The organism is Arenibacter latericius DSM 15913, from assembly GCF_000424985.1.
In the GTDB taxonomy this organism is placed as follows: Bacteria; Bacteroidota; Bacteroidia; order Flavobacteriales; family Flavobacteriaceae; genus Arenibacter; species Arenibacter latericius.
In genome coordinates, this window is record NZ_AUKX01000007.1 from 45,381 (window position 1) to 72,132 (window position 26,752).

The following is a 26,752-nucleotide window of genomic DNA, read 5'->3' on the forward strand; positions in this document are numbered from 1 at the left end:
ACAACTACTATGTTACGTATACCATATATCACAATTACCACCTTGCTCCTACTTATCCTAACCGCATGTGGGAATCAGAACAATAAGAATAATACTCCACTCCCCGAGGAAGGCGAAACACAAGCCGAAACCACTATTAAAGTTTCCAAAGCGCAATTTGAGGGAGAAAAAATGGCCTTAGGAAAGCTAGTTGAAAAAGATTTCCCCTTAGTTGTTGAAGTTAGGGGTAGCATAGATGTTCCACCTAAAAGCAATGCTATTATAAGTTCTTTTATGGGAGGATACGTTAAGAAAACCCATTTATTAGTTGGTGATAGGGTAAGGAAAGGAGAGCCTTTACTTAGCCTGGAAAACCCTACATTTATTCAACTGCAACAAGAATATATGGAATCTGTTGAACAGCTAGTCTATTTAAAATCGGAATTTGAAAGACAGCGATCTCTAGTTGAAGAAAAAATAACCTCCCAAAAGAATTTCCTAAGAGCTGAAAGTGAATACAAGCGGAATTTAGCAATGTATAATGGCTTAAGAAAGAAATTACAAATGCTAAACATATCCCCAGACAATGTGGAGAAAGGAAATATTGTATCCCAAGTAACCATTTATGCTCCAATAGATGGGAACATCACCAAAGTAAATATATCCCCTGGTATGTATGTTTCCCCTTCCGATGAAATAATGGAAATAGTAAATACGGAACATATTCATTTGGAATTAACCGTGTTTGAAAAAGATATCATGCAAATTAAAAAAGGTCAAGACATACTTTTTAAGATCCCAGAAGCCTCTGATAAAATATACCATGCCGAAGTTTATTTAGTAGGTACATCTATTGATAGTGAAAGCAGAACGGTACAAGTACACGGGCATTTACATAACGACGATAATCATTCTTTTGCAGTGGGGATGTTTGTAGAAGCTGGTATTGTTACTGAAAACAAAAAACTAAAGGCATTACCAGAAGAAAGTATAATCTCAGTAGATAATGATCGGTATGTTGTAGTGTTGGTATCTGAAGATAATGAAGGCTACTCCTTAGAAGCAAAAAAAGTAAGTATAGGAGATAGTTACGGAGGATTTACTGCTATTACCGATTTGGAGAATTTAAAGGAAAATGATAAGGTAATTGTGAAGGGCGGATTTAATTTAATAGGAGAATCTGAGGGGCATGACCACTAATTAGGTCCTTACATAATAGATAGAATGTATATGAAATCAGATAAACCAAACATTAAACAAGCTAGGTTAGATTCAGCATTTAAGGTTGATTTTAAATTAAAGCACCTTGTTTCCCTGAAAACTTATCATTTTCATAGGCTTTACCCATTTCTATCTTATCTAAATCAACACTGATTAGTAAGTCTGTTTTACTAGAAATCAAATCATTCCGCATTGGTAAGAGATGTTGAGGTAGTTTTATAACAATACTAAGATACAATCCTCTATATTTTGCTTATTTTTGGACGAATTTGAATTTATTAATATTAATATCATACAATGAAAAGAATTTTGTTTGTTGCGCTAGGACTAACCATGGCGTGCAATTCATCGCAAAAAACGGTTAACAATCAAGCCGCACAACAGTTGGAGGATATAAATCCTTTTACCTATGCTGAAACTATTACGGAAGCGGAATTAAAAGAGCATCTATACATCTATGCTTCTGATGAGTTTGAAGGTAGAGATACTGGAAAACCAGGCCAAAAGAAAGCCGTAGAATATATTAAAGCAGAATATATTAAAAATGGAATTCCTGCTGCGCAAGAAAACGGAGATTATTTCCAAGACGTTCCTTTAAGTATAAACAAATTACCTACTGGGAGTGTTACTATAAATGGTGAAAAAGTTGAAAACGGAGAAGGAATACTAAGCTTTGCCCAAGCTATAGGGAGTTTTGACAATATTGTTTACGTAAACAATGGTATTGAAGAAGAAAATTACTCGGATTACACCGGATTGGATGTAAAGGGTAAAATAGTTTTGATGAAGTCAGGGGAACCTATGAATGCTGATGGCACCTATACCCTTTCTGGAAACCAGGAGAAATCCGTTTGGAGCAATATGTCAGAGTCTATTGGTAAGAGAATGGAATTAGCACAGAGTAAAGGCGCTATAGGAGTTCTTTATTTTGACACTGACAATTTTGGTCGTTTCAAAAATAGATTCAACCATATGCAAGCCAACGATAGTGGCCGTATGGGATTAAAGGCAGATAATAATGAAGACTTCTTTTATTTATTAGTCGATTCAGCCACTGCCAACGCCATCTTACCTAATATCACAGAAGAGAATTCTTCAAAAACAGTAGCTACTAAATTAGAACTGAATATAGAAAGTACTAATGAGAATGTACAGTCAGAAAATGTGGTGGCTATTATTGAAGGATCAGAAAAGCCTAATGAGTATATTGTTATTTCTTCTCACTTAGATCACGTAGGTGTAAATAAGGAAGGTGAGATTTTTAATGGAGCAGATGATGATGGTTCTGGAACAGTTGGAATGTTAGAAATTGCCCAAGCTTTTAAAGCTGCTGCAGATGCTGGTCATGGTCCAAAGAGATCTATTGTATTCTTACATGTAACAGCTGAAGAAAAAGGATTATTAGGTTCTAAATATTATGCAGACTACGATCCTATTTTTCCTTTGTCTGAAACAGTGGCAAATTTAAATATTGATATGATAGGAAGAATAGATCCAAAAAGAAGTGGAGATAGAAATTATATCTACCTTATTGGAGCTGATAAGTTAAGTACTGAACTTCATGAAATTTCTGAAGCAGTAAACGAAAAGTATATGAATATTGAATTGGATTACACCTATAATGATGAAAACGACCCTAATCGTTTTTACTATAGAAGTGACCACTATAACTTCGCCAAAAACAACATTCCAATTATATTCTATTTTAATGGTACCCATGAGGACTATCACCTACCTGGCGATACTCCAGACAAAATAAACTACGATTTATTAGAAAACAGAACAAGATTGGTATTCCTTACCGCTTGGGAGTTAGCGAATCGTGATGCTAGAATTATTGTAGACAAGCAAGCAAAATAACAATCACTTTTCATTGTTTTTTCCTTTCGGAATAAGCATTTACTAACGGGGCTCGATAATTAATTATCGAGCCCCGTTCTTTTTTAGCCACCGATAAGAATCATCTTATAACTATCCAAAGCAATTTTTTAAAAGCACAGCGGCTAAGGGATTTTAAAAGCTTACTTAAGTAGCTAAAGTGCAAAGAAATCTAGATTTATTAGGTTGAACATCGTAATTCTCTGCATTTTAATTTCAAGAACTTCTAAGATAGTTATAACTTAGCTTGATTATGTTTTAAAGGCAGTTTGCCTTTAATAATTAAAGTAAAGAAACAAGTAGATTATAAAATAGTAAAATGAAGAAAACGTTATTCGATAAGGTTTGGGATTCCCATGTTGTACATTCCATAGAAAATGGTCCTGATGTACTTTTTATAGATCGCCATATGATCCATGAAGTTACTAGCCCAGTAGCTTTTCAGGGCTTAAGAACTAGGAGCATTCCTGTGATGTACCCAGAGAAAACCTTTGCTACCGCAGATCACAACACACCAACTATAAATCAACATTTACCCGTTGCAGACCCTCTATCCGCCAATCAACTTAAGGCGTTGGAGGAAAATTCCAACGAACACGGAATATCGTATTGGGGATTAGGCCACAAAAAGAACGGAATAGTTCACGTTGTTGGTCCAGAGTACGGAATTACCCAGCCTGGAGCTACTATAGTTTGTGGAGATTCCCACACTTCTACCCATGGCGCTTTTGGTGCAATCGCTTTTGGAATTGGAACTTCTGAAGTAGAAATGGTTTTGGCTACACAGTGTATTATGCAGCAAAAACCGAAATCCATGAGAATCAATGTTAATGGTTCTCTTAACCGAGGGGTTACACCAAAGGATGTTGCTCTTTATATTATTTCTAAGCTTTCCACTTCTGGTGCTACAGGATATTTTGTTGAATATGCCGGAGATGTATTCAGAAATATGAGTATGGAAGGTAGAATGACGGTATGTAACCTAAGTATTGAGATGGGTGCCCGTGGAGGAATGATTGCTCCTGATGAAACCACTTTTGAGTATATTAAAGGAAGAGAGTTCACTCCAGTTGGTGCAGCTTGGGACAAAGCAATGACTTATTGGGACACTTTAAAATCAGACGAGGGAGCTCAGTTTGATCAAGAAGTTACTTTTGACGCCTCTGAAATTGAACCTATGATTACCTTTGGTACCAACCCTGGAATGGGTATGGCAATATCTAAAGATATCCCCATGGCTGCAGATGTGGACGGGGCGGTTAGCACTTATAAGAAATCCTTGGAATATATGGATTTTAAAGAAGGAGATAATATGATTGGAAAGCCAATCGATTTTGTTTTCTTAGGAAGTTGTACCAACGGCCGTATAGAAGATTTTAGAGCATTCGCCTCTATTATAAAAGGAAGAAAGAAAGCAGATAATGTTACCGCTTGGTTAGTACCAGGATCTCATAAGGTAGTTGCTGCAATTAAGGAAGAAGGTATTCTAGACATAATACAAGAAGCAGGATTTGCTTTGCGTGAGCCAGGATGCTCCGCTTGTTTGGCTATGAACGATGATAAAGTTCCAGCAGGAAAATACGCAGTTAGTACTTCTAACCGAAATTTTGAAGGTAGACAAGGCCCTGGAGCTAGAACCTTACTAGCGAGTCCATTAGTAGCCGCTGCCGCTGCAGTAACAGGGAAAGTTACCGACCCAAGAGAACTGATGGAGCCAGAGTTGGCGCACTAATCCTAAAGAATAAAAGTATAATACAATTCGCATAAAGCCTAAAGTGCTTAGCAAAAAAGTAATAATAATGGCATACGAAAAATTTGAAGTTTTAAAATCAACAGGAGTCCCACTTCCTATAGAAAATGTGGATACCGATCAGATTATCCCAGCACGATTCCTAAAAGCCACCGAACGTGAAGGTTTTGGTGATAACCTATTTCGTGATTGGAGATATCATCCAGACGATACTCCTAAAAAAGATTTTGTTTTAAACAACCCTATCTACGGTGGTAAAATATTAGTAGGTGGAAAGAATTTTGGTTCAGGATCTTCCCGTGAGCACGCGGCATGGGCAGTTTATGACTATGGTTTTAGATGTGTAGTCTCTAGTTTCTTTGCCGATATTTTTAAGAATAACTGTCTAAACATCGGGGTATTGCCTGTTCAGGTAAGTCCAGAGTTCTTACATAAGATTTTCACGGCTATTGAGGCAGACCCTAAGACCGAGATTGTGGTAGACCTACCGGAACAAACCATCACTTTAACGGCCACTGGAGAAAAAGAAAACTTTGATATTAATGATTACAAGAAGCAGAATATGCTAAATGGTTTTGACGATATTGATTATCTGTTGAATATCAAAGAAGACATTCGAGAATTTGCCAAAAACGCACCATTATAAGAATGGGTCTCGTATAAAAAGTTTGACTTTACATTGCTTGATGTTAATTAGGCAACAGGGATTCGCACACTAGTTCCGCAAACATAAATGAAAAGAAGAAAAATTGAGATAATGGATACCACCCTACGTGATGGGGAACAAACATCGGGGGTATCCTTTTCAGCATCCGAGAAGCTCACTCTAGCGAAATTACTGCTAGAAGAGCTAAAAGTAGATAGGATTGAAGTTGCTTCAGCAAGGGTTTCCGAAGGGGAACTTTCTGCTGTTAAACAGATTACCGATTGGGCACAGAAAGCAGGGTATTTGGACCGAATTGAAGTGCTAACCTTTGTTGACAACGAGGTTTCCTTGGATTGGATGAAAAATGCCGGTGCGAAAGTGCAAAACCTGTTGACTAAAGGTTCCATGAACCACTTAACACATCAGCTAAAGAAAACGCCAGACCAACACTTTAAAGAAATTGAGGCTACACTAGCCGCTGCCCAAAAAGAAGGTATCTCTAGCAATGTTTATTTGGAGGACTGGAGTAACGGGATGAAAAGCTCTAAAGAATATGTTTTTCAATTCTTAGATTTCCTAGCTACACAGCCGGTAAAAAGAATATTGCTCCCAGATACATTAGGAATACTCACACATAACCATACCTATGAATATATATCTGAAATAGTAGACCGTTATCCAAACTTACATTTCGATTTTCATGGCCATAATGATTATGACTTAAGTGTTTCTAATGTAATGGAGGCCGTAAAGGCAGGATGTCACGGGTTACACCTTACGGTTAACGGAATGGGAGAAAGAGCAGGAAATGCTCCTATGGCTAGTACAATAGCTGCTATAAACGATTTCTTACCCCAGGTTAAGGTTCATGTAAATGAAACCTCCCTATTCAAGGTAAGTAAAGTGGTATCTGCTTTCACTGGTTTTGGAATACCAGCTAATAAACCAATTGTAGGTGATAATGTATTCACCCAAACCGCAGGTATTCATGCAGATGGCGACTCTAAAAAGAACTTATATTTTAATGACTTAATGCCTGAGCGCTTTGGCAGAAAGCGAAAATATGCTTTGGGCAAAACTTCGGGGAAAGCCAATATTCAGAAAAATTTACAGGAACTGGGGCTTACCCTAAATAATGAAGAACTTAAAAAAGTCACTGCCAGAATAATAGAACTTGGCGATAAAAAAGAAAAGGTTACTAAAGACGACCTACCCTTTATTATTTCTGATGTCTTGGATAGTGATACCTATCAGCAAAAGGTTTTTGTAAAGTCATATGTGCTAACCCATGCAAAGGGATTAATGCCCTCCACTACTCTAGCTATAGAAATTAATGGGGAACTAATAGAGGCCCATGCCCAAGGGGATGGACAGTACGATGCCTTTATGAATGCTCTTAAAAAAGTATATGCTTCTAAAAACTTAGAACTACCCTTGTTGGTAGATTATACGGTACGAATTCCTCCTGGTAGTAATTCTGATGCCCTATGTGAAACCATCATTACCTGGGAGCGCAACGGGAAAGAACTTATTTCTAGAGGACTAGATTCTGACCAGACGGTATCAGCAATTAAAGCCACTGAAAAAATGTTGAATATAATTTAAGACTAGAAAATTAATTTTCAGTCTTAGTACAATCATAAATAAAAACGTAAAAAATGAAATTAAACATTGCCCTTTTAGCAGGAGATGGAATAGGCCCTGAAGTAATAGATCAGGCAGTAAAAGTATCCAATGCAATAGCTAAAAAATATAATCACGAAATCACTTGGAAGCCTGCTTTAACAGGAGCAGCCGCAATCGACGCCGTTGGTGAGCCTTACCCAGATGAGACTCATGCAGTTTGTGAAGCAGCCGATGCCGTATTATTTGGCGCTATAGGACATCCAAGATTTGATAATGACCCATCTGCAAAGGTGAGGCCAGAGCAAGGGTTATTGAAAATGCGTCAAAAACTAGGCCTTTTTGCCAATGTTAGACCCACCTTCACCTTTCCATCGCTTATAGAGAAATCTCCTTTAAAAAGAGAAAGAATAGAAGGGACAGACCTTGTAATTTTAAGAGAACTTACTGGAGGTATTTACTTTGGAAAAAGAGGTAGAGAAGACAATGGAGATACTGCATATGATACCTGTACCTATACCCGAGAAGAAGTAAAACGCCTAGCGAAAAAAGGATTTGAATTGGCTATGACACGTTCTAAAAAACTGTGTTGTGTAGATAAGGCTAATGTTTTAGAAACCTCTCGTCTATGGCGTGAAACAGTTCAGGCAATGGAAAAGGATTACCCAGAAGTAACCGTTACTTATGAGTTTGTAGATGCCGTAGCTATGAGACTAGTACAATGGCCAAATTCTTATGATGTAATGATTACTGAAAACCTATTTGGAGATATATTAACCGATGAAGCATCCGTAATTTCTGGATCTATGGGGCTAATGCCATCTGCCTCTTTAGGTACAAAAACCAAATTATACGAACCTATCCATGGGTCTTACCCACAGGCAGCCGGAAAAGATATAGCCAATCCTTTGGCTACGGTATTATCTGCTGCAATGATGTTCGAGGACTTTAACCTTAAGGAAGAAGCACAAGCCATTAGAGACGCCGTAAATAAATCGTTAGCCGAAGGGATTGTTTCTGAGGATTTAGCTGAGGGTGGAAAAGCATATAAAACCAGTGAAATAGGCGATTGGTTGGCTAAAAACATCTAATTAGCATTAGCGTCGTCCATTTACCATAAAAAAGATCCCAATTACATAAAGCAATTGGGATCTTTTTTCATTTATAGTACTCCTATAAAACTAAAAAATATTACCTATTGGTTAAATGCCAATGACTTTTCTGATCTTCGTTTTCTAACTCTTCTACTAACAACTATAAATATTCCAATTAGCACCCCACTAGCGGCCATTGTAGCACCAACCATACTAGGCGATGTGAAATCTGCACCCATCGCTATAGGCAAACCCCCAAAATATGCTCCTGAAGCATTCCCCATATTAAACGCACTATGGTTCATAGAAGCCCCCAACATTTCTGAACCTTTTGCCGACCTAATAAAAGCCATTTGAATAGGAGTAGATACCGTAAATGATATCATACCAATAACAAAGGTCCAAATTAAAATACCAGTAGGATTAGTAGCTATCACGGTATTGAGTAATAACACGATTACCATTAAAGATAAGCTTATGATTACCGCTTTCATAGGACTGAAAATTTCTGCCATTTTCGCACCAATAAAATTCCCGACTACCATACCAGAACCTGCAATTATCATAGCATAACTCACCATAGTTTGCGTATGTCCTGAGACCTCTGTTAACAACGGAGCTATATAACTATACCATGCGAAAAATCCGCCAGTACCTACAATGGTCAACACTATAATTACCCATAACTCCAATCGCTTAAAAACTTTAAGGTCTTTAAGCATTCCCTCCGAGGATGCACGCTCTAATTGCGGCATCCAGAAATAAAGCGCCAGCATAGTTAATACGCCTACAATACCCACTAAAATAAAAGAAAGACTCCAACTGTAATGCTGCCCTAAATAAGTACCTAATGGTACTCCTACCACATTAGCCACCGTTAGTCCAGCAAACATAATAGCAATGGCCTGAGCAGCTTTTCCTTTCCTAGCAAGCTTACCAGCAACCACAGCTCCAATACCAAAAAATGCCCCGTGTGGAAGCCCTGATAGAAATCGGGTGACTAGCATCATATCATAGCTGCTAGAAAATGCAGAAATGGTATTAAAAACAGTAAACCATAACATTAAAAACAATAATACCTTGTGCGCAGACCACCTACCACTTAACAACGTTAAAGTAGGAGCCCCTACCACAACCCCTAAGGCATAGGCAGATATAAAGTGACCTGCTTGTGGAATAGTAATCTGAAGCGAACTCGCCACATTAGGTAAAATCCCCATGATTACAAATTCCGTCATACCAATTCCGAATCCGCCCATTGCCAAGGCAAAAAGTGCTTTCTTATTCGTTTTATCTAATCCCATAATTCTATTTTCCCTATTTAATTACCATTTCGCACCCCTATTACAATAAATTTCATAGGTAATTGATCAGTAATTTAAATCTACTCTCTATTACAAAAAAGCTGCAAAATTACGTCCTTTTCAGTGACTACTAGCTTATTTAACCAATCTTTAGGTCTTAATCAACTAACTGTATTAAAACAAGAGACCTGTCAGTTCTTAAAACTAACAGGTCTCTGTAGTATCAATGAAATATTCATCTAGATTATAAAATATAATCAGTGCTTATAAAGTTAGATAATTTGGTTTCAAGTAATTTCTCTACTGTCTCTGTATTAAGGTCATTATCTTTAAAAGCCACAAATGTCCTTACGGAGAAAGAGCGTAGTGCATCGTGAACACTTAAAGTAGATTGTGCAGAATCCTTACGTCCCGTAAATGGATAAACATCTGGGCCACGTTGACAGGAACTATTAAGGTTTACTCTACAAACCAAGTTCACCAAGGTATCAATTAAAGGTGCTATTGCGTAAACGTCCTTACCAAAAAGACTTACTTGCTGTCCATAATTAGACTCGGCCATATCATCCAATGGCTCTTCAATATCTTTAAAGGTTAGGACTGGAATTACAGGACCAAATTGCTCTTCTTGGTACACCCGCATACTTTTATCAACAGGAAATAATACCGCTGGCCAAATATAGTTTTCCGAAAGTTCACCACCCTTTTTATTTAAAACTTTAGCCCCTTTATCTACTGCGTCATCAATCAACTCTTGAATATAGGCTGGTTTCCCTGGTTCTGGTAATGGCGTTAGATTTACACCACTTTCCCATGGGTTTCCAAATTTAAGTTGATCTACCCTTTCTGAGAAGCGTTTATTAAATTTACTAGCGATATCCTCATGCACATAAATCACTTTTAACGCTGTACAACGTTGCCCATTAAATGACAAGGTTCCTGCTATACATTCATCAATAGTCAGATCTAAGTCTGCATCAGGAAGGATAATAGCCGGATTCTTAGCTTCCAAACCAAGCACCAAACGCAACCTATTGCTCTTTGGATGCTGGTTTTGTAGGGCGTTAGCAGATTTACTATTACCTATCAAGGCCAAAACATCTACTTTCCCCGTCTGCATTATAGGTGCGGCCACCGCTCTTCCACGACCAAAAACAATGTTTACAACACCTCTAGGGAAACTGCTCTGAAAAGCTTCTAGTAAAGGAGTTATAAGGAGTACCCCGTGTTTTGCCGGTTTAAAAATTGTGGTATTCCCCATTATAATTGCGGGAATCAACAAAGCGAATGTTTCGTTTAATGGATAGTTATAGGGTCCTAGGCAAAGAACCACTCCTAATGGTCCCCTTCTAATATGAGCGTAAACACCATCATGCTTTTCAAATTTAGCAGCATCACGATCTAGCTTTTTATAATCTTCAATAGTATCTTCAATGTATTCTACAGTTCTATCAAATTCTTTTCGAGAATCATTAAGTGATTTACCAATTTCCCACATCAGTAATTTTACTACCTCATCTCTTTTGGTCTTCATCTTTGTAACAAAGGCCTCCATACACTCAATCCGCTCATTTACCCTCATAGTTGGCCAAACGCCCTTTCCTTTATCATAGGCTATATCAGCTGCATCTAATGCATCAAGAGCTTCTTTTTCGCCCATATCAGGAATACTTCCTAATAAGGTGGGAGCATAGGTATCTGTTGATGAAATAGAGGAAAAAACGTCACTTGTTTTACCGGACCATGTTTTTAGTTCCCCATTTACCAAATAGGTAGATTGGTGTATTTTGGTAGTAATTCGGAATTCTTCTGGTATAATTGTATTACTCATAAATTCTCATTTGATATAATGATGATAGATAATATTTTTTACTTTCTCCGTACTAAATTACTAAAAGTGTCTTGCATTTAATAATAAAAGAATGGATGAATACCTCTATCAGCATTCGAAAACGGTTTCGTTTATAGGTAAATAATAAAAAGACATATAAATGTTATTTATTAAAATCCTTTTTGCTCCAATAAGAAGTATAGCCCATGGATTTATTTATGAAATTATGCGCAACCTGAATCAACTAAATACTCCACCTTATCGTTTTAAACTTTTAAGACCTTAAAACTCATAAAGCACAATTGGATTGTAGATGGAAAATGCATCTAAATTGAATAGTAAATATCCCTTTAAATTAAGTACTGAAACAGGTCTGGCTTATCATTGATATATTCCCCAAAAAAGTTATTATCCTTCATTCGTTTAATTAAAGGTGCCAAATCTTCAGGACTGGTTAATTCTATCCCTACTACTGCAGGTGCATTCTCTTTGCTAGATTTTTTTGAATACTCAAAATGGGTAATATCATCATTAGGGCCTAAAATTTCAGCCACAAACTGTTTTAGAGCTCCAGGTCGCTGTGGAAAACGCACAATAAAATAATGCTTTAACTTCCCGTATAATAAGGCTCTTTCCTTTATTTCTGCAGTTCTAGTAATATCATTATTACTACCACTAACTACACAAACCACATTCTTTCCTTTAATTTCATCTTTATAATCATCTAAAACAGATAAAGTAAGTGCACCTGCGGGTTCTACTACTATTGCATCCCGATTATAAAGATCTAAGATTGTCTGACACACCTTTCCTTCTGGAACAGTTACCATATCATGGAGGTGCTCTTTACATATATTAAAGGTAAAATCTCCTACCCTTTTTACCGAAGCCCCATCAATAAATTTATCGATATGCTCCAATTTCGTATTCTCTCCTTTTTTTATTGATGTCTTCATAGAAGGAGCCCCTTCTGGCTCTACTCCTATTATTTTTGTTTGAGGGGATAAGGTTTTAAAAACAGCACATAAGCCCGAAGCTAAACCACCACCACCAACTGCAACAAAAACATAATCAATTGGATCCTTAGCCTGTTCTAAAATCTCCAATCCTACAGTTGCCTGACCCTCAATAATTTTAGGATCATCAAATGGATGGATAAAGGTTTTCTTGTTTTTAGAACAAAATTCCATAGCAGCATTAGAGGAATCGTCAAAAGTATCACCTTCTAAAACTACGGTTACCCACTCACCTCCAAACAATTTTGTTTGCTCTACCTTTTGTTTAGGGGTAACACTTGGCATGTAAATAGTTGCGTTTATGCCTAAATGATTGCAGGCAAAAGCCACTCCCTGGGCATGATTTCCAGCACTAGCACAAACCACACCATTTACCAATTGTTCGGAATTAAGAGAGGAAATCTTGTTAAATGCTCCTCTAATTTTATAGCTTCTTACTCTGTGAAGGTCCTCACGTTTTAATAAAACATTGGAATCATAGGCTTTAGAATACCGAATACTCTGTGTTAATGGAGTGATATCCGCTACCTGACGAATCGTAATTGCCGCCTTTCGGACATCTTCAAGTTTGGGAAAATACGAACTCATATATAATAAAAAAAAGAAGACCTGTCTAGTTATTAAAACCTGACAGGTCTTATTATTGGATTAAAATAAATTAGACAATAGGTTTCATTGCGGTCATAGATGCACGCAACCTTGCTCCTACTATTTCTACTGGATGCTCTCGCAATGCCTTGTTAACGGCAATAAGCTTAGCATTATCTACTCCTACATGTTTTTCATCTGCAAAATGCTTACCAATTACATCGGTATCGATAGTTTTCATAAAATCGGCCAATAATGGCTTACAAGCATGATCAAACAAATAACAACCGTACTCTGCCGTATCAGAAATTACTCTGTTCATTTCAAACAACTTCTTTCTTGCAATTGTATTCGCAATTAAAGGAGTTTCGTGCAAGGACTCGTAATAAGCAGACTCTGCAATTATACCAGATTCTATCATAGACTCAAATGCCAATTCCACTCCAGCACGTACCATAGCTACCATCAATACTCCGTGGTCATAATATTCTTGTTCTGAAATATCATGGTCACCAGCTGGCGTTTTTTCAAAAGCAGTTTCTCCTGTTTCTGCTCTCCATGCTAATAGATTCTTATCATCGTTAGCCCAGTCTTCCATCATTGTTTTGGAGAAATGACCACTCATAATATCGTCCATATGCTTATGGAAAAGAGGACGCATAATATCCTTCAATTCTTCAGAAAGCTCAAAAGCTTTAATCTTAGCAGGATTGGATAGGCGATCCATCATATGAGTAATTCCACCATACTTTAATCCTTCAGTAATAGTTTCCCATCCGTACTGAATTAACTTAGAAGCATATCCTGGCTCAACACCTTTTTCAATCATTTTATCGAAACAAAGGATAGAACCGGTTTGTAACAATCCACAAAGAATAGTCTGCTCACCCATTAAATCGGATTTCACCTCAGCAACAAAAGAAGATTCTAAAACCCCTGCTTTATGACCTCCTGTTGCTACTGCGTAGGCTTTAGCCTGGGCAAGACCCTTTCCTTCTGGATCGTTATCTGGATGTACTGCAATTAAAGTAGGTACACCAAATCCTCTCTTAAATTCTTCTCTTACCTCAGAACCTGGACACTTAGGAGCTACCATAATAACGGTTAAATCATTACGGACATCCATTCCCTCTTCTACGATATTAAAACCGTGAGAGTACGATAAGGTTGCCCCTTTTTTCATAAGTGGCATAATAGCAGATACTACAGCTGTATGCTGCTTATCTGGAGTTAAGTTAACAACTAAATCAGCTGTTGGAATTAACTCTTCGTATGTACCTACATTAAATCCATTCTCTGTAGCATTTAAGTAAGACTGTCTTTTTTCTTTTATTGCTGCTTCCCTAAGGGTATAAGAAATATCTAGTCCAGAATCTCGCATGTTTAACCCTTGGTTTAACCCTTGAGCACCACATCCTACTATTACTATTTTTTTACCTTTTAAGGCCGATACTCCATCAGAAAATTCGGTAGATTCCATAAATCTACATTGTCCCAATTGAATCAATTGCTCCCTTAATGATAGCGTATTAAAATAATTTGTCATTTTCTTAACTCGATTTTTTATCCTGACGCTCGCCAGAGTTATTATTTATTGATTAAATTCTTTAAGTATTGCCGAAATTTGCATCTCTGATTTAGAAACTGCAATTCTTCCTGATCGAACAAATTGCATGATACCATATGGTTTTAATTGCTGGTACATTTCGTCTATTTCATTCCTTCTGCCACTTTTTGCCAAAACAAAAAAGTCTCTAGACACAGTAACAATCTGGGAATGACTGTCCTTAATTATATTTTGAATATTCCTTTCGTCGAACAACAGACTAGAATCTATTTTAAACACCGCTGATTCCTGATAAATAATCTCCTCATCGGTATGATAAAAAGCTTTGATGACCTCTATCTGCTTTTCAACCTGTCCAACGATATTACGCACCCAATCCTCAGTAGTATATACTACTATAGTAAATTTAGATACATTATCTATCTCTGATTTAGATACGTTTAAACTCTCTATATTAATATGACGTTTTAAAAATATCCCAGATATTCTATTCAGTAACCCTACGCTGTTTTCGGAGTATACTGATATCGTAAACCATTTTTTTTCCATCCCTTAATTTCTTGCCCTTCCGAGATATCGAAATTTTCGAGCAATTTTAATTTATATTTATTTTATTTCAAAAATGATTAGCCTTCACAGCACTCTCATTTTAAAAAGCTTCGGTGAGTTCTAATTATTTTAGCCTAATATCTGATACAGACGCTCCGGAAGGTACCATAGGAAAGACATTATCTTCTTTCTCTACACATACCTCAAGGAAATAAGCATCCTTAGAAGCCATCATTTCTTGAATGGTTGCCTTTAAATCCTTGCGCTCACTAATACGTTTTGCTTGAATGCTATACCCTTCCGCTATTTTTACAAAGTCTGGATTTACCATTACTGTAGATGCATACCTACTTTCAAAAAACAATTCTTGCCACTGACGCACCATTCCTAAGTGTTCGTTATTAAGCACTACGATCTTTACCGGTGTTTTATTCTGAAAAATAGTTCCAAGCTCTTGAATAGTCATCTGATAGCCGCCATCTCCAATAATTGCCACTACCTCTCTATCCATAGCACCCATTTTAGCTCCAATAGCTGCAGGCAAAGCAAATCCCATTGTTCCCAAACCTCCTGAGGTTACGTTACTTTTAGTTTGCTTAAATTTAGCATAGCGACATGCAATCATTTGGTGCTGACCTACATCAGAAACTATAATGGCTTTGTGACCAGAAGCTATATTAATTTCTTCCATCACCTCTGCCATGGTTAGCTTTTCCTTGGTAGGATAAACATCATTTTTTATAACCTGCTCAAACTCCACCTCATACTTTTTCTTAAACTCATTATGCCATGCTTCGTGTTTATTAGGTTTCACTAAGGGCAATATAAGTTCTAAGGTATCTTTGGCATTCCCCAATACGGCAACATCGGCTTTTACATTCTTACTTATCTCTGCTGGATCAATATCAAAATGAATTACTTTAGCTTGTTTGGCATAAGTAGCCAAGCTTCCAGTAACCCTATCATCAAAACGCATCCCAATTGCGATCAACACATCACACTCGTTTGTTAAAACGTTTGGAGCGTAATTTCCATGCATCCCCACCATTCCCACATTTAGAGGGTGTTTGGTGTCCATTGCTGAAAGTCCCAAAATAGTCCAAGCAGCAGGAATTCCCGCTTTTTCAACCAACGCTTTAAGTTGCTCTTCTGCCTCACCTAAAATTACACCTTGACCAAATACAATAAGTGGCTTTTTAGCAGAATTAATTAAATCTGCAGCAATTTCAATTGATTTTGGATCTGGCTTAGGGTATGGAGTAAAACTACGAACCCCTTTACAGTACGAATAACTAAAATCGAACTCCTCAAATTGTGCGTTTTTGGTAATATCTACCAATACAGGACCTGGTCTTCCTGACCTAGCGATATAAAAAGCTTTTGCCAATACTTCTGGAATTTCAGAAGCATTAGTTACTTGACAGTTCCATTTTGTAACCGGAGTGGAAATACCAATGATATCGGTTTCCTGAAATGCATCAGAACCCAATAATTCACGTGGCACCTGTCCGGTGATACACACCATAGGAGTAGAATCTATCTGAGCATCTGCCAATCCGGTCACTAAATTAGTTGCCCCCGGACCAGATGTTGCAACAGCTACACCTACTTTACCTGTTACCCTAGCATAACCCTGAGCAGCGTGGGTAGCACCCTGTTCGTGTCGGGTAAGTACATGGGTAAGTTTATCTTGAAACTTATATAGCTCATCATAAAATGGCATAATAGCACCTCCTGGGTAACCATAAATTAAATCTACCCCTTCTGCCAATAGACAGTGAATAATAGCCTCAGCACCACTAATTCTTAGGGATTTCTGATTTTCTAACTCTACCTTCTCCTTTTTCAATGTTTCCATAATCACAAACCAAATCGGTTAACATATTGGTATTTCTACCCTTTAAATCTCCTTATCCGGAAATTGTTTATTTACAGTTAAAACTCATCAGTAACACATCCTTGAGATGCTGACGATACTGTTTTTGAATATTTATAAAGGACGCCACGCTGAAACTTTAACGCTGGTGCTTTCCAATTAGCTCTTCTTTTTTGTAGTTCCTCGTCTGAAACTTCAATGTTAATGGTGTTTTTCACCGCATCGATGGTAATAATATCTCCATTTTCTACTAAGGCTATATTACCTCCTGTTTGCGCTTCGGGTGAAACGTGGCCTACTACAAATCCATGTGAACCTCCCGAAAAACGTCCATCAGTTATTAAAGCAACTTCTTTCCCCAAGCCTGCTCCCATAATAGACGAAGTTGGTTTTAGCATTTCTGGCATTCCAGGACCTCCTTTTGGCCCTTCATACCTAATAATAACCACATCTCCTTTTTTAACTTTTCCGTTTTTAATCCCTTCATTTACAGCATCCTCTCCATCAAACACATTTGCTGTACCTTTAAAGTACAATCCTTCTTTACCTGTAATTTTTGCCACGGCACCTTCTGTAGCTAGGTTTCCAAAAAGAATTCGAATATGCCCTGTTTCTTTTATAGGCTTATCCAATGTACTAACCACGTCTTGCCCCTCTAACAAATTAGGGACATCTTTTAAGTTTTCTGCTAGAGTTTTACCGGTAACTGTTAAACAATCACCATGAAGCATATCGTTATCCAATAAGTACTTTAATACTCCAGGTATCCCTCCTACTTCGTGCAATTCTTCCATTGAATATTTTCCACTTGGCTTAAGGTCTGCCAATAGCGGAGTATTATCACTTATCTTTTTAAAATCGTCTAAAGTAAATTCAATTTGAGCCGCTTTTGCAATAGCTAAGAAGTGAAGTACGGCATTAGTAGAACCACCAAGAACAGTAACCAACCTAAATGCATTTTCCAATGATTTTTTGGTAACGATATCCGAAGGCTTTATATCTTTTTCTAACAATAGGCGAAGTGCTTCCCCTGCTCTAACAGATTCTTGCTCCTTTAATTTTTCACTACTTACAGCTGGATTAGACGAATTAAATGGCAATGACATCCCTAAAGCCTCTATTGCAGATGCCATAGTATTTGCGGTATACATACCACCACAAGCACCAGCACCAGGACATGCTTTGTGTATAACTTCCTGAAATTCAGATTCATCTATGGTTCCTGCCACCTTTTGCCCATAAGCTTCAAAAGCAGAAATAATATCTAATTTCCTTCCGTTATGACAACCTGAAGCAATTGTACCCCCATATACTAAAATTGAAGGTCTATTTAATCGTAACATTGCCATTAAAGCCCCTGGCATATTTTTATCACACCCAACTACAGTAATAAGTCCATCATAGCTCATTCCCTGTACTACAGTCTCCATAGAGTCTGCAATTATATCTCTAGATGGCAATGAATAACGCATTCCCTGCGTACCATTTGCAATCCCATCACTAACTCCTATCGTATTAAAAATCAGTCCAATCAATCCAGCATTATCAGCTCCTTTTTTAATGTAAGTAGCCAAATCATTCAAATGCATATTGCAAGGGTTCCCCTCATAACCTGTACTACCTATACCAATTAATGGTTTTTGCAAATCTTCATCTGTTAATCCAATTGCATGCAACATAGCTTGTGCCGCTGGCAAGGTAGGATCCTGAGTAACGCTTTTACTAAACTTATTTAATTCCATTTATATCTATCTATTTTAATCCAGTCTAATAACCAAAGATAAAAGTTTAAAACCCATTAGTTCTTTAACATAAAAGAATGATTTAAATCCAGTCTCACCAATAGCAACTCAAGAAGTTGAATATCAGGCATATAGACCTGTAATTTATATCATATTCAGTCGGATTTTATTCTTCAGTATTTCAATTTATTTTATGCTTATAATGTCGAAAATCCTCTTCCTATCAATTTTCAATAAAAAAAGCCTGTATCGTTTATAATGGATACAGGCTTTTTTATAAATCAAAATAAATCCGTATCACCCCTATCAAGGGATAATAATGACGAAATTGATTATGATATTATTTATTTTCATGAGCATAAAATTAGATATTATAATTCAATATCCAAAAATATCTTATGTTTTTTGCCTTACAAGCTAAATCGGATTGAATCTCCAGATTTTTTTTGAGATAGTATGTCAATAGCTTTTTCAGCTAATTGTAATATTCTTGGGTATCCCCCTGTTGATTGTCCGTCTTTCATTAATACAATCAGTTTTCCTGAAGGGGTCAACTGGATCGTTCCTGGCAATGTTGCCGAAGTTAGCATTGACAAATTAGAGCCATCTATGGTTTCATTAAGCTGATAAGCCATTCTATTATTTTCTTTTGCTACAGAAAACTCTTTAGTAAACAGTTCCTCTAGTTGCTTATCCGTTAACTCATCAAATTCTGGGCCCCGATATACCTTTAAACTTTCTTCATCTAACATATCATCTACCTTCATCTCTGAAATTTTTGGAGTAAAATCCCCTGCAGGGGTATACGGCAAGCTATCTAAAGATTTTATACAGCTATTCTTAGTTACAGGAAAGTAAAAAGATCTACTACCCAAAATCGAAGCAGTTTTAAAACCATCTTTAATCGCTAAATAGGACCTAAATCCGCGTTCTAATCTACCATAACTAAGAACATCACCTTTTTTTATCTTAATTACCTTATAATTTGGGATGGGAGAATTATTTAGCATAGCCGTCATTTCGGCACCACCAAGAACAATAAAAGTTTCCGCCTGAAATTCTAGGGTTGGTCCTGTCATAGTTATTTCCATCACTGCTGCCGATTCTTCATTTTCCAAAAGAGCATTCACCCTAGAACCAGCGTAAGAATCCATTACCCCAGCAACCGGAACTCCTTTATCGCGATATCCAAACCTACCACAGTCTTGCACTGTAGTAAAAAATCCAGGTTTTAAAATTTTAAGCATCTAACTCTAATTTTTCAATTTGATAAATTCCAACTTCATTCTCTATAAGGTGTAGTTGATACTCGCCTTTTGAGATAGCATAAAACTGAATTTTATCGCCTACCTTAACAAAACAAGGGTCATCATTTTTTGAATCAAACATGGGCACAGAACAACTGCCAATTATATTCCAGCCCCCAGGAGATTCTTGAGGGTAAATGCCCGTTTGCTTTCCTGCTATAGCAACAGCTCCCTTTGGTACCCTAGGACGAGGTGTTGCCCTTCTAGGCACCTCTAATTCACTTGGCACACCTCCTAAATACATAAAGCCTGGTAAAAAACCTATACCATAAACGGTGTACACAGAAGAAGTATGGAGTGTAATAAGTTTATCTACAGAAATTTGTAATTTATTAGCTGTTTCTATTAAATCTACACCAAATTCCTCATCATAGCACACAGGTAACTTCCATAAATGCCTATTTTGTATAACTGTTTCCTTCTTATTATTATACCATTTCTTAAGTTTGGGTAATAATTCGTTGAAGTTAACAACACTACCTTTACTTACAAGAGTAAGCGAATTATAAGCTGGTATAAACTCCCATTCGGGTTCAAGTAAATGGTTCTCCTTAAGGTATCGGGAAAATTTTAAAATATCTAACAAAATATCTTCCTCCACTATTTTTGGCCACTCTACTAAAATGGCATGGAGACCAAATTGTCGGATCGAAATAGTATAGTTTTTCAATTTTTAATATAGATTTTATGCTTTGGTAACTCGTTGGAAAGATACGTTAATATTTGCAATGTAGAGGGAGCATCCCCATGAATACAATAAGTATCTGCTAATAACGCTATAGAGTCCCCTTTCACTGTTTTCACCTCTTGATGGGTAACCATATAACGTAGGTGATTTAAAACTGCATTGGGATCTTGAATTAAGGCATTATCCTGTGTACGAGAAACTAAAGAGCCGTCTGTATTATAATTTCTATCCGCAAATGCCTCGTACTTTATCTTAAACCCGTTTGCTAAGGCAACTTCTCCAACTATTGATCCATAAGGCACAAACAGCGCCACCCTCCCCTTATACTCTTCAATGGCCAAAATAAAGAGCTTTGCCAACCTACGATCCTTTGCAATATCGTTATACAATGCACCATGTGGTTTAATATGCGTTAAAGAAATATTTTGCTCCTTTAATATCCCTTCTAACTCTTTTATTTGAGTCCTTATACTTTCTATTAATCGTAAATCCAAAATATCCATGCTAATTCGCCCAAAATTTTCCTTGTCAGGATATGAAGGGTGAGCGCCTATAAATACATTGTGTTCCATTGCCAAGGCAACTACTTTTTTCATTGTTTGCCTATTTCCAGCATGGCCTCCACACGCAATATTACAAGAGGAAATATACGGCATAATTAAAGCTTCATTATCAAGCCCCTCCCCTAAATCGCAGTTAATATCAATGGTATATATTTTCATAAAAACCTCCTGATAAAATTAAAACCTTCTGTCCTACTAACATCTAGTTGATAATTATTTTTAATAGTTCGCTCCAAGGTGATTATATTTCCCATAAAAATCCCTTAGCATTTACTCCATTAAGTTCTCATTATTAAAAGGACGAATATCGAAATGCTCTATTCTTCATTTTAAAAACTACAGCGTTTTGGAATTACAGAACAAAACGCTTAAAAAGTGAAGATAGCAATTCATTTGATTCTCCAAAATTAATGGAGTGTAGAACATTTAGAGTAACAGCAATTAGAAGGGGTCTATTAAAATTTCCTAATCCTAATAGCCTGGAACAATTGCCTATTATAAAATCTAATTAGTAAGATTTGGGCCTTTCACAGTATACTCCCCAATCTGCCTGGTTAAAAACTAGGTATATTAAAAACATATAGACCGAAAAACAGATGGAATTCCTGGATATTTTAAGTACTTTTAACCGTCATGTAAGTATAATCGGATATTTTAAAGAAGATTTTCATAAAATACAAAGGGATAATATCACATACAACGTGCTGTTCATCCGAAGTTTTGCAGTTCATCTAAAACTTAGATTTTTTACAGCACCCACGTATAATAAACCTTAAAAATTATGGTTATAATAGTCCCAAATTAATTTCTTAACCTACTCAAATGACTTGTTTAGAATGTAGAGAAAAGCTTAGTTTTATTGATTATAAAAATGCAATGGACGCCTTTGGATTAGAGCTCTGCTCAAAACACAAGCTCCGAGTCGAAAAGATTATAAAACTTAAAGGCACACCAAAAGAAGCCATACAGTTATATTACGGCTTAAAAGACGCTGGAGTAGATCCAACGTTAGAATGGTGGGACGGCAAAAAGTCTGTAGACATTGCAATATCTAGGGTGCGTCTGAATATTGAAGTCGACACCGAATACCATCGTATCTCCCACGAACAGGCAATTACTGACTTGGAAGAGGCTATGCATTCCTTTAAAAACGGATTTACAACCATTAGAATACCTAATGTGATTATTGAACTCTATTTAAAGGAAACCGTACAAAACATATTGGGCATAGTGGAAGGGTTAAAAGCCAACATAAAGGCAATATAAATCCAAAATCAATTACCTCAGTCAGGATCTTTGCTCTTTTTACTTGGAATTAAACTCCAACCTAAATGTTGCAATTTAAGATAGCCATTATTAATCCCCTTCCTTTCTAAGTACAACTAAGGGTGGACTTGTAATTACGCTCCGGCTATTCATTAGCCCAATAAATAATACTAATAATACAATACCAGGAAACAACACTAAAAATGGCACCAAAGATGGTACAAATGGCGCATCAAAAACCCACCATGCCATTAGTTGACTACTTACTAAAGAAAGTACTATTCCTGAAAGGCTTCCTAAAACCCCTAAATACAGGTATTCCAAAGCGGTTATCCACAGAATCTGACTACTTTTAGCCCCTAAGGTCCTGAGCAAGACACTCTCCTTAATTCGTTGATATTTACCAGTACGAATAGCCCCCAAAAGCACAATTATCCCAGTAAGGATACTGAAGAAAGCCATAAAATTAATTATCCAGGAAATTTTATTAAGGAGCCCTTCTATAACGACTAATATCTGCCTAAGATCCAATATAGAAATATTGGGGAATTTATGGACCAGATCTCTTTGCAATCCAGCAGATATAGCCTGACTGGGAGCATTAGTGGTTAACACTCTAAATTGAGGGGCATTTTCCAAAACCCCCTTAGGAAAGACTATAGTAAAATTAGGCTGCATACTACTCCAATCCACAGTCCTAATACTAGCGACTCTGGTATTCACAATCACCCCTTGTACATTAAATGTAATTTTATCATCTAAGGATACTTTGGCATCTCTAGCAAAATTATCACTGATAGATATAGGAATTTCCGACTCCTGCTCCACTACACCAACCCAATCCCCAGATTCTAATGATTCTGACGAGGTTATACTATCCCTATAGGTTACCCGAAATTCGTGGTTTAAGATCCATCTTCTCACAGTGGAAGTAGTATCCTTACGTATCTCGTTAACAGATCTACCATTTAATTCTTGCACCCTCATGGTCACTATAGGAATATCATTCAACACAGATAAATCATTATCCTTTATAGTTCCTGCAACCTCTCCACGCTGCTCAGTTTGAACATCTAGAAGTATTATGTTGGGACTATTTGCTTGCTTTTCCATATTGGTCTGTGCTAGCAAAAAATCTTTTGTAAAATATAGGGTACTAATTAGAAAGGTTCCTACCCCAATTGACAGTATTAAAATTATGGTCTGATTTTGAGGTCGGAATAAGTTTAATAAACTCTGCCGGGCAGGAAAACTCCAGGAAGAGGGAAAATACACTTTAATCCCTCGCATTAAAAAATGGGCCACCGCAGCTAATATTGAAAAGGTAATTAGTATACCTGCAACAAATGCAACGGCATATCGCCATTCCCTTATCAGCCACAGTGAAAAAAGGAAAATAAATATAAAAATACCTCCCGAAACCAATACCCCCGATAATTTAGAAGCAGATTCGCTTTTATTTCCTATCCGCAATGCTTGTAATGGAGAAACGTATAGCGTACTCATTAAAGGGTATAAGGCAAACAAAACCGACATAAACACCCCTAATGCAAGCCCCATAAAAATCGCTTGTGGTGCCCACGAAACCTGAACCTCCACGGGCAATAATCCTTGTAATAGTATAGGAAACCCTTGTTGCAACAGCAAGCCTACCGTAGTCCCTATTAGTCCACCCACAAAACCTATTACAGCAATTTGGATTAAATAGATTAAGAAAGTCTGTCTTTTTGTAGCTCCCAAACACTTTAGCACAGCTACATTAGGTAGCTTTCCTTTTATATAGACATGAACGGCACTCGCAATACCAATGCACCCCAACAAAAGAGCGATAAACGCCACCAGATTAAGAAATTTTCCAAAATTATCATATCGCCTACCTAAATTTCGACTAGTTGATAAATGGGTGTCTAGATCTGCTTCTTCTGCTTCCAAAATAGGATTCAGGGTTTTATCTAACAGTTCTAGATCCATATTTGTGTCGGCCACAAAATAGTACTCATACTCCAATCGGCTTCCTTGCTGTATCAGTCCTGAGTTTTCAATAAATCGATACGGGATTACAACAGGAGGAGCTATAGAACTAAATATGGAAGAACTCCCTGGAATGGAATTAATAGAACCAGCAATTGGCAAAGTAACCTCGCCCACCTTTATACTGTCTCCAGGCACCACCCCCAATTGATGCATTACTGTAGCATCAACTAGAGCTGCACCCTTTTCTTGATACATCGATGCGGCTTCTTTAGGCTCCGTATCTATTTCCCCATAAAATGGAAATCCGCCTTCAACACCACGTATCTGCACCAATTTTGAACTGCCTTTATTTACAAATACAGCCATGGAAGGAAAATTAATTTCCTTGGCATTGGCACCCCCTAGAGAATCCATGATTCCCATAACCCTAGCATTGGGAGGCTGCTTACTATCTATAATAAAATCGGCACCCATTAGGGACTTAGATTGCAAAGAAATGTTTTTCTTAAGATTGTCCCCAAAAGACTGAATGGAAACTACTGCGGCAATTCCTATTACGATAGAAGCCATAAAAAGCACCAATTTTTTGGCACTAGCTTTCCCGTCCCGCCAAGCCATCTTTAAAATCCAAAGAAAGTCTGCTTTGGTATAATCGTTGGAATTCTTTCTCACAATATGGGTGTATTTTGGTCTACAACAATCTTTCCTCCTTTTAACCTCATCTGATGCTGCGTCATTTCTGCCAACTCCATATCATGCGTAACAATTACCAAAGTAGTGCCAGTATCTGCATTTAGATCAAACAGCAATCGAATTATCTTTTCACCTGTCTCGGCATCTAAATTACCAGTAGGTTCATCGGCAAATAATATTGAAGGTTGATTAGAGAATGCTCTAGCAACTGCAACCCGCTGTTGCTCCCCACCTGAAAGCTGTGAGGGGTAATGGTGTAACCGATTTGCTAATCCAACCTTCTCTAACAACTCTATTCCTTTTTTAGAGGCCTTCTTAACTCCCTGTAACTCTAAGGGTACTACTACATTTTCTAATGCGGTAAGCGTAGGTAACAATTGAAAGTTTTGAAACACAAACCCCACTTCTCTACTCCGCAGCAAAGCCCTCTCATCTTCACCTAAGCCTCCAAGATCCATCCCACAGAGTTCTATGCTCCCCGTATCTACCCTATCTAAACCGGCACAAAGTCCAAGCAAAGTAGTTTTTCCACTTCCAGAAGGACCTACTATAGAAAAAGTATCGCCTTTTTCTATAGAAAAATTAATGTCTTGGAGTACGGATAATTTTTTAGAACCACTAGAGTAAGATTTCCCTAGATTGCTTACGTTTAATATCTTTGCCATTATTCTTCTAATGTTGCTTTTGTTTCCTTTGTTTCAATTGGACAAAATAAGAAAATGATTTTAATTAAATCCATTATCACATGCGAACCCTGTTAAGCTTTTGTTATTTATTTATTTTAACCTTACTAATGTCTTGTGGGGAAAAATCACAGAAAAATGTCTCCAAAGATTCAATACAAAGTGAACAGGAAACATTAAAAACAACACCAACCGAGGATAATAGAATTATCCTATTCTATGGCAATAGCCTTACTGCGGGAATGGGACTTGATCCCAACGAAGCTTTCCCTGCACTCATTCAAGAGAAATTAGACACTCTTGGACTACCCTATAAAGTTATTAATGCAGGATTAAGTGGAGAAACTACTGCCAGCGGTAAGAATAGAATTTCTTGGGTGCTTAAGCAAAAGGTAGATGTCTTTGTTTTGGAGTTAGGCGCCAATGATGGGTTAAGAGGAATTCCATTGGTAGAAACTAAGAAAAACCTACAAGATATTATTGACGTAGTAAAAACAGAAAACCCTAATACAATCATTATCCTAGCTGGAATGCAAATTCCGCCCAATATGGGTCCGGAATACACCACAGAATTTAAAAACATATTTCCACAGTTAGCATCAGAAAATAATCTAATGCTAATTCCATTTTTATTAGAAAACGTAGCCGGAATCCCTGAACTAAACCAAGCCGATGGTATTCACCCTACAGCTGAAGGACAGCAAATAATCGCAAAGAATATATGGCCAATAATTAATAAAGCCATATCAAATTAAATATTTGAATTCCTAAACACCATAAAAGCGCTGCATTTATTAATTAACAACAACATCAAGTTTTAAATCAATAATCCGCTTAATTTTCCTATTCAGAAATTGAATTAAAAAACCGAACTTCACATGGCTCATAAACTATAAACTTACAATAGTCGCAAA

The 26,752-nt window shown here is 37.1% G+C and carries 21 protein-coding genes; 8 read left to right on the top strand and 13 right to left on the bottom strand.

The window, feature by feature from the left end:
• The first annotated feature begins 9 nt into the window (after positions 1–9).
• Positions 10–1,179 (top strand): efflux RND transporter periplasmic adaptor subunit, encoded by a 1,170-nt coding sequence (locus H344_RS19715; protein ID WP_034256158.1) that lies wholly within the window; start codon positions 10–12, stop codon positions 1,177–1,179.
• A 91-nt stretch (positions 1,180–1,270) separates the two neighbouring features.
• Here H344_RS19715 and H344_RS22270 read toward each other — a convergent pair whose 3' ends face one another.
• Positions 1,271–1,393 carry a hypothetical protein gene (locus H344_RS22270; protein WP_262482272.1) on the bottom strand — a complete coding sequence of 41 codons (123 nt, stop codon included), beginning with the start codon at positions 1,391–1,393 and terminating at the stop codon, positions 1,271–1,273.
• Positions 1,394–1,497: 104 nt separating this feature from the next.
• Here H344_RS22270 and H344_RS0104635 point away from each other — a divergent pair, with 104 nt between their 5' ends.
• From H344_RS0104635 to leuB, 5 genes are all read left to right on the top strand, one after another.
• On the top strand, positions 1,498–3,060 hold the full coding sequence (locus H344_RS0104635) for a M28 family peptidase (protein WP_026809231.1): 1,563 nt from the start codon (positions 1,498–1,500) through the stop codon (positions 3,058–3,060).
• Between the two features lie 337 nt (positions 3,061–3,397).
• Positions 3,398–4,810: a 3-isopropylmalate dehydratase large subunit gene (gene leuC, locus H344_RS0104640; RefSeq protein ID WP_026809232.1), complete on the top strand. Its 1,413-nt coding sequence runs from the start codon at positions 3,398–3,400 to the stop codon at positions 4,808–4,810.
• Positions 4,811–4,877: 67 nt separating this feature from the next.
• Entirely contained in the window at positions 4,878–5,474 is a 597-nt protein-coding gene (gene leuD, locus H344_RS0104645; RefSeq protein ID WP_026809233.1) for a 3-isopropylmalate dehydratase small subunit, read from the top strand.
• An 87-nt stretch (positions 5,475–5,561) separates the two neighbouring features.
• Positions 5,562–7,079: an alpha-isopropylmalate synthase regulatory domain-containing protein gene (locus tag H344_RS0104650; protein WP_026809234.1), complete on the top strand. Its 1,518-nt coding sequence runs from the start codon at positions 5,562–5,564 to the stop codon at positions 7,077–7,079.
• Between the two features lie 53 nt (positions 7,080–7,132).
• A complete protein-coding gene (gene leuB / locus H344_RS0104655) occupies positions 7,133–8,188 on the top strand; it encodes a 3-isopropylmalate dehydrogenase (protein WP_026809235.1) in 1,056 nt (351 codons plus the stop codon).
• A 104-nt stretch (positions 8,189–8,292) separates the two neighbouring features.
• Here the strand turns inward: leuB and H344_RS0104660 are convergent, their stop codons facing one another.
• The 10 genes from H344_RS0104660 to pxpA form a co-directional block, all read right to left on the bottom strand.
• Positions 8,293–9,495, bottom strand: coding sequence for an MFS transporter (locus H344_RS0104660; protein ID WP_034256159.1), 1,203 nt, complete (start codon positions 9,493–9,495; stop codon positions 8,293–8,295).
• Between the two features lie 244 nt (positions 9,496–9,739).
• Complete coding sequence (locus tag H344_RS0104665) at positions 9,740–11,326, bottom strand: NADP-dependent glyceraldehyde-3-phosphate dehydrogenase (protein ID WP_026809237.1); 1,587 nt, start codon at positions 11,324–11,326, stop codon at positions 9,740–9,742.
• Positions 11,327–11,676: 350 nt separating this feature from the next.
• Entirely contained in the window at positions 11,677–12,930 is a 1,254-nt protein-coding gene (ilvA, locus tag H344_RS0104670) for a threonine ammonia-lyase IlvA (RefSeq protein ID WP_026809238.1), read from the bottom strand.
• 70 nt (positions 12,931–13,000) lie between these two features.
• Positions 13,001–14,476, bottom strand: a complete 1,476-nt coding sequence (ilvC, locus tag H344_RS0104675; protein ID WP_026809239.1) for a ketol-acid reductoisomerase — start codon at positions 14,474–14,476, stop codon at positions 13,001–13,003.
• A 45-nt stretch (positions 14,477–14,521) separates the two neighbouring features.
• Positions 14,522–15,046 (bottom strand): acetolactate synthase small subunit, encoded by a 525-nt coding sequence (ilvN, locus tag H344_RS0104680; RefSeq protein ID WP_026809240.1) that lies wholly within the window; start codon positions 15,044–15,046, stop codon positions 14,522–14,524.
• Between the two features lie 124 nt (positions 15,047–15,170).
• Entirely contained in the window at positions 15,171–16,904 is a 1,734-nt protein-coding gene (gene ilvB, locus H344_RS0104685; RefSeq protein WP_026809241.1) for a biosynthetic-type acetolactate synthase large subunit, read from the bottom strand.
• Positions 16,905–16,981: 77 nt separating this feature from the next.
• On the bottom strand, positions 16,982–18,664 hold the full coding sequence (gene ilvD, locus H344_RS0104690; RefSeq protein WP_026809242.1) for a dihydroxy-acid dehydratase: 1,683 nt from the start codon (positions 18,662–18,664) through the stop codon (positions 16,982–16,984).
• 410 nt (positions 18,665–19,074) lie between these two features.
• A complete protein-coding gene (locus H344_RS0104695; protein WP_026809243.1) occupies positions 19,075–19,911 on the bottom strand; it encodes a 5-oxoprolinase subunit C family protein in 837 nt (278 codons plus the stop codon).
• Complete coding sequence (pxpB, locus tag H344_RS0104700; RefSeq protein ID WP_026809244.1) at positions 19,904–20,641, bottom strand: 5-oxoprolinase subunit PxpB; 738 nt, start codon at positions 20,639–20,641, stop codon at positions 19,904–19,906. The genes H344_RS0104695 and pxpB overlap by 8 nt, the downstream gene beginning before the upstream one ends.
• Positions 20,638–21,381, bottom strand: a complete 744-nt coding sequence (gene pxpA / locus H344_RS0104705; RefSeq protein WP_026809245.1) for a 5-oxoprolinase subunit PxpA — start codon at positions 21,379–21,381, stop codon at positions 20,638–20,640. The genes pxpB and pxpA overlap by 4 nt, the downstream gene beginning before the upstream one ends.
• 663 nt (positions 21,382–22,044) lie before the next feature.
• On the opposite strand from pxpA, the gene H344_RS0104710 reads away from it, so the two are divergent.
• On the top strand, positions 22,045–22,488 hold the full coding sequence (locus H344_RS0104710) for a hypothetical protein (RefSeq protein ID WP_026809246.1): 444 nt from the start codon (positions 22,045–22,047) through the stop codon (positions 22,486–22,488).
• 90 nt (positions 22,489–22,578) lie between these two features.
• Here H344_RS0104710 and H344_RS0104715 read toward each other — a convergent pair whose 3' ends face one another.
• Together H344_RS0104715 and H344_RS0104720 are read right to left on the bottom strand one after the other, a co-directional pair.
• A complete protein-coding gene (locus tag H344_RS0104715) occupies positions 22,579–25,080 on the bottom strand; it encodes an ABC transporter permease (RefSeq protein WP_026809247.1) in 2,502 nt (833 codons plus the stop codon).
• 50 nt (positions 25,081–25,130) lie between these two features.
• Positions 25,131–25,820 carry an ABC transporter ATP-binding protein gene (locus H344_RS0104720; RefSeq protein ID WP_026809248.1) on the bottom strand — a complete coding sequence of 230 codons (690 nt, stop codon included), beginning with the start codon at positions 25,818–25,820 and terminating at the stop codon, positions 25,131–25,133.
• Positions 25,821–25,900: 80 nt separating this feature from the next.
• On the opposite strand from H344_RS0104720, the gene H344_RS0104725 reads away from it, so the two are divergent.
• Positions 25,901–26,593: an arylesterase gene (locus tag H344_RS0104725; RefSeq protein WP_026809249.1), complete on the top strand. Its 693-nt coding sequence runs from the start codon at positions 25,901–25,903 to the stop codon at positions 26,591–26,593.
• The last annotated feature ends 159 nt before the right edge of the window (positions 26,594–26,752 follow it).

Bases quoted from the DNA above. Each gene is read 5' to 3' on its own strand.
- H344_RS0104660 (WP_034256159.1), bottom strand. From the start codon at position 9,495: ATGGGATTAGATAAAACGAATAAGAAAGCACTTTTTGCCTTGGCAATG.
- ilvN (WP_026809240.1), bottom strand. From the start codon at position 15,046: ATGGAAAAAAAATGGTTTACGATATCAGTATACTCCGAAAACAGCGTA.
- ilvC (WP_026809239.1), bottom strand. From the start codon at position 14,476: ATGACAAATTATTTTAATACGCTATCATTAAGGGAGCAATTGATTCAA.
- H344_RS0104720 (WP_026809248.1), bottom strand. From the start codon at position 25,820: ATGGCAAAGATATTAAACGTAAGCAATCTAGGGAAATCTTACTCTAGT.
- H344_RS0104715 (WP_026809247.1), bottom strand. From the start codon at position 25,080: ATGGCTTGGCGGGACGGGAAAGCTAGTGCCAAAAAATTGGTGCTTTTT.
- leuD (WP_026809233.1), top strand. From the start codon at position 4,878: ATGGCATACGAAAAATTTGAAGTTTTAAAATCAACAGGAGTCCCACTT.
- H344_RS22270 (WP_262482272.1), bottom strand. From the start codon at position 1,393: ATGCGGAATGATTTGATTTCTAGTAAAACAGACTTACTAATCAGTGTT.
- H344_RS0104695 (WP_026809243.1), bottom strand. From the start codon at position 19,911: ATGCTTAAAATTTTAAAACCTGGATTTTTTACTACAGTGCAAGACTGT.
- ilvB (WP_026809241.1), bottom strand. From the start codon at position 16,904: ATGGAAACATTGAAAAAGGAGAAGGTAGAGTTAGAAAATCAGAAATCC.
- H344_RS0104725 (WP_026809249.1), top strand. From the start codon at position 25,901: ATGCGAACCCTGTTAAGCTTTTGTTATTTATTTATTTTAACCTTACTA.
- ilvD (WP_026809242.1), bottom strand. From the start codon at position 18,664: ATGGAATTAAATAAGTTTAGTAAAAGCGTTACTCAGGATCCTACCTTG.
- H344_RS0104665 (WP_026809237.1), bottom strand. From the start codon at position 11,326: ATGAGTAATACAATTATACCAGAAGAATTCCGAATTACTACCAAAATA.
- leuC (WP_026809232.1), top strand. From the start codon at position 3,398: ATGAAGAAAACGTTATTCGATAAGGTTTGGGATTCCCATGTTGTACAT.
- H344_RS0104635 (WP_026809231.1), top strand. From the start codon at position 1,498: ATGAAAAGAATTTTGTTTGTTGCGCTAGGACTAACCATGGCGTGCAAT.
- leuB (WP_026809235.1), top strand. From the start codon at position 7,133: ATGAAATTAAACATTGCCCTTTTAGCAGGAGATGGAATAGGCCCTGAA.
- H344_RS0104710 (WP_026809246.1), top strand. From the start codon at position 22,045: ATGACTTGTTTAGAATGTAGAGAAAAGCTTAGTTTTATTGATTATAAA.
- H344_RS19715 (WP_034256158.1), top strand. From the start codon at position 10: ATGTTACGTATACCATATATCACAATTACCACCTTGCTCCTACTTATC.
- pxpA (WP_026809245.1), bottom strand. From the start codon at position 21,381: ATGAAAATATATACCATTGATATTAACTGCGATTTAGGGGAGGGGCTT.
- ilvA (WP_026809238.1), bottom strand. From the start codon at position 12,930: ATGAGTTCGTATTTTCCCAAACTTGAAGATGTCCGAAAGGCGGCAATT.
- H344_RS0104650 (WP_026809234.1), top strand. From the start codon at position 5,562: ATGAAAAGAAGAAAAATTGAGATAATGGATACCACCCTACGTGATGGG.